Annotated in this window: 1 protein-coding gene; it reads right to left on the reverse strand. The window is 61.0% G+C overall.

Annotation, left to right across the window (positions count from 1 at the left end; genetic code table 11):
• A partial coding sequence (locus tag GY725_22650) for a hypothetical protein (GenBank protein ID MCP4006989.1) occupies window positions 1-1,239 on the reverse strand: 1,239 nt, incomplete at its 3' end.
• Between the last annotated feature and the right edge of the window lie 349 nt (window positions 1,240-1,588).

A 1,588-nucleotide genomic window follows, 5' to 3' on the forward strand; every position in this document is an offset into this window, starting at 1 on the left:
GGCCCACCGCTCGGGGTCGGCGGCGCCGGAGACGATCTTGGCTTCGGCCATCAAGGGCTTGACGAACGTGTCGCGGATCCATTCGGTCCACCCCTGGCAGTCGTCTTCGTCGGTCAGGAAATGCAGCAAGAAGTCGCGGACCAATGGCGTGTCGTCGCCGACCGGGCGGCAACGCGTGAAACCGGTAAAGTCCTGACGAAGATTGACCGGCCAACGCCGGACGTCGTCGAGCTGGAGATAACGCGGTTCCATGTAGGGTGCCGGGCGAGGCAGCTTGACGTAGGTCACAAACAGGCCGCGGTCGTAGCGGCCCGTCTTGCGCTGGTGATCGAGCAGTGCATAGAGGACGTTTGCTTTCAGCGAGTTGTGGGCCGGCGCGAGATTTTTGACGAATGCCCACATCCGCTCGAGATGTGTTCCGCGGACCGCCGGGTCGTTCACATCTGCATCGGCGTTGGGAGCGAGCTTGGTCAGGTAGGCGTGGATGAAGTTTGTGTTCGTGCGCAAGTCGGGCTTCTTCTCGAGCAGCTCGTCCATCTGCGCGAGCAACAAGGCGCGGTGGATATTGAATTCGCCGAACTGGCGGCTCTCCTTCGTGCGGAAGTCGGCCAGGATCAGGTCGACGAGCCCTTCGTAGTCGGGCCGGTCGAGCCGCGAGAGCAGAGCCCGGCGGCGCCCCGAGGTGAGTTCGACGCCGCCATCTCGAAGGATCCAATCGAGGGCGGAGTTCTGGAAGCCGGACAGGTTGTCCTGATGCGTCGTGGCGTAACGAATGAAGGCCTTGCGCGACACGCTCGCCGGATCGAGGCTGGTCGGCAGATCCGGTTTCTGACCGGGTGCTTTCTCACGCTGGTGGCTGAAATGGATCCCCAGTTCGTTGCGGAGCCAGACGAGGGTTCCTTGCGGATCGCGATCGTAGGCGAGCAGCCGTTCGCGACGCTGGATCAGGTCGCGCAGCCCGGACGACTTCGTCCGCTTGGTCCAACGGTCGAGCACGTCACGGAGCTTGTCCTGCTGGCCCGTGTTTTGGTAGTGCAGCGCGTGATAGAAGTAGTATTCCTCAGTCCCGGGAATCAGCTGCTGGAGGACTTCTGCGCGATCTTCGGCCAGAGCAAACGTCTCGACAAATCCGACCACGTCGTCGGCGTTAGCTCGATTCGCGGCCGCCGCGGCGAGTGCGGCCAAGAGCAGGCCGGCCGAAAAGCGCACGCGTTTGCCAAGATGAGGAATGTTTCGCATCGTTGTGGTCCTTTGTGTGTCCAGAAACAGCAGCGCATTGGCCAGACAGCCTTCGACGCTCCTAGCCCCAGGATAGTTCCATCCGGGGACAGACACGAAAAAAAGTTGGCTTGAAGAACACCCGAACGAGGGACGGGGCGAGCCTCACCCCCGAAAACCAGAGTCTCTCGTCGCGGACGAGCGATACAAGAGACGAGCGACACCAGACATCCTGACATGACGAACGTTTCCGCCGAAAAGGAGGCAGTTTTCGGCAAATAACGTGCGTCAAATTGTGTCCGATATTTCAGCAATCATCCGTAGCTGCGTTCGCCAGACCGGATTATTCATTAGCCGTTGGGCGCTAGCC

Source organism: bacterium (assembly GCA_024226335.1).
Classification (GTDB): domain Bacteria; phylum Myxococcota_A; class UBA9160; order SZUA-336; family SZUA-336; genus JAAELY01.